Below are 1,945 nucleotides of genomic sequence, written 5' to 3' on the forward strand. Positions count from 1 at the left end.
GGAGGCGGCTGGGGTGCCGGGGGTGGCTGGGGCGGTGGGGGTCTGGTCCGGCCGGGCGGCCGGCGTTGCGTCGGCAGTCGCTCCGGTGGCCGGGCCGGTCATCGGATTCGACCTGGACATGACGTTGCTGGACCCTCGGCGTGGCGTGGTGGCCACCTTCGCCGCGCTGGCCGCCGAGACGGGGGTGGCGATCGACGGCGCGGCGGCCGCCGCCCGCCTCGGGCCGCCGCTGGAGGAGGAGATCGCCCGCTGGTTCCCGCCCGAGCGGGTGGCGGAGATGGTGGCCCGCTACCGCGAGCTGTACGCCGTCCACGCGCTGCCGGTGTCGCTGCCGATGCCGGGAGCCGCCGACGCGGTCGCCCAGGTGCGTCGCCACGGTGGGCAGGTGGTCGTCGTCACCGCCAAGAGCGAGCCGCTCGCGCGGGCGAGCCTCACCCACATCGGCATCGCGGTGGACGTGGTCGAGGGCTGGCGGTTCGCCGAGACGAAGGCCGGGGCCATGCTCGACCACGATGTCACGATCTACGTGGGTGACCATGTCGGTGACGTCGTCGGCGCGCACGCGGCCGGGGCGCTGGCCGTCGCGGTGGCCACCGGCCCGTGCCCGGCGGACGAGCTGGCCGCCGCCGGGGCCGACGTCGTCCTGCCCGGCCTGGCCGCGTTCGGCGGCTGGCTGTCGTCCCATCTGCTGCCCGGCCGGCTCGACGACCTGGCCGCGCGGCTGGCCGGGCTCGGCTCGGTGCTGGTGGCCTTCTCCGGCGGTGCGGACTCGGCGTTCCTGCTGGCGGCGGCGGTCCGGGCGCTCGGCGCCGACCGGGTGGTGGCGGCCACGGCGAGCTCGGCGTCCCTGCCGGCCGTCGAGCTCGCCGCCGCCGCCGGTTTCGCCGCCCGGCTCGGCGTCCGTCATCTCACCCCGGCCACGAACGAGATGGGACGCGAGGGCTACCGGGCCAACGGGCCGGACCGGTGCTACTTCTGCAAGGCGGAGCTCACCGAGACGCTGCGGCCGCTCGCGGACTCCCTCGGCCTCGCCCATGTGGTGACCGGGACGAACGCCGACGACGCCGTGGCCGGGTTCCGCCCGGGTATCCGGGCGGCGGCCCAGCGGGGGGCGCGTACCCCGCTGCTGGACGCCGGCCTGACCAAGGCGCAGATCCGGGAGGCGTCCCGGCGGTGGGGCCTGTCGACCTGGGACAAGCCGGCCGCGGCCTGCCTGGCCAGCCGGATCGCCTACGGCATCGAGGTGTCACCGGCCCGGCTGGCCCGGGTCGAGCGCGCGGAGGCCGGGCTGCGGGCGGCGCTGGCCGCCGCCGGGCTCGCCATCCGGGACCTGCGGGTACGCGACCTCGGCGACGTGGCGATGGTCGAGGTGGACGCCGGCCAGGCGGTGGCGCTGGCCGCGCGCCCGGACCTGCTGGCCGTCGTCGAGGGCTTCGAGCGGGTGGAGGTCGACCCCCGTGGGTTCCGGTCGGGCTCCATGAACGAGCTGCTGCCGGCCGTGGCGCGAACGTCCGGGGACAACGGCGCCGGCCGGTGAGCGGCGCCGGCCGGTGAGCGGCGCCGGACGATGAGGGACGCCGGACGATGAGGATGGCCGGGGGACGGCCGGTCAGACCGGGTTTCCCTCGGCGTCGACCGGTTCGGCCTCGTCCACGGGGGCAGGGGAGAGCACGGCCAGGGCTATCCCGGTCAGGGCGAGGGCGAAGCCGATGGTCAGCCCGCCGGCCGCGACCGCGTTGAGCCAGGTGGGACGCTCGGTGACCCCGAAGAAGAACGGGATGATGATGGCCGCGGTGGCGACGAGGCCGATCGCGAACGACACGACCGCGGCCCGGACGAAGAAATCCGTCCGCCGCCAGCGCCCCGAGGGCTCAGCGGGCTCTGGCTCACGGGCCGCTGGATCGTCCACACGTACCAGCCTACGGATCCCGCGGCCCCCCTGGCC

General features: G+C 76.6%; 1 protein-coding gene and 1 pseudogene. One reads left to right on the forward strand and one right to left on the reverse strand.

From position 1 onward, the window contains the following. The first annotated feature begins 118 nt into the window (after nucleotides 1–118). Nucleotides 119–1,537 (forward strand): ATP-dependent sacrificial sulfur transferase LarE, encoded by a 1,419-nt coding sequence (gene larE / locus NBW84_RS06910; RefSeq protein WP_250282795.1) that lies wholly within the window; start codon nucleotides 119–121, stop codon nucleotides 1,535–1,537. A gap of 72 nt (nucleotides 1,538–1,609) precedes the next feature. Here the strand turns inward: larE and NBW84_RS06915 are convergent. Continuing rightward, nucleotides 1,610–1,945 (reverse strand): annotated as a pseudogene (locus NBW84_RS06915) (hypothetical protein); the annotation flags it as partial.

The organism is Protofrankia sp. CiP1_Cm_nod2, assembly GCF_920664355.1.
GTDB lineage: Bacteria > Actinomycetota > Actinomycetes > Frankiales > Frankiaceae > Protofrankia.

What these genes read in the sequence shown, in the direction of transcription:
- larE (WP_250282795.1), top strand. Translation starts at nt 119, where the DNA reads ATGACGTTGCTGGACCCTCGGCGTGGCGTGGTGGCCACCTTCGCCGCG.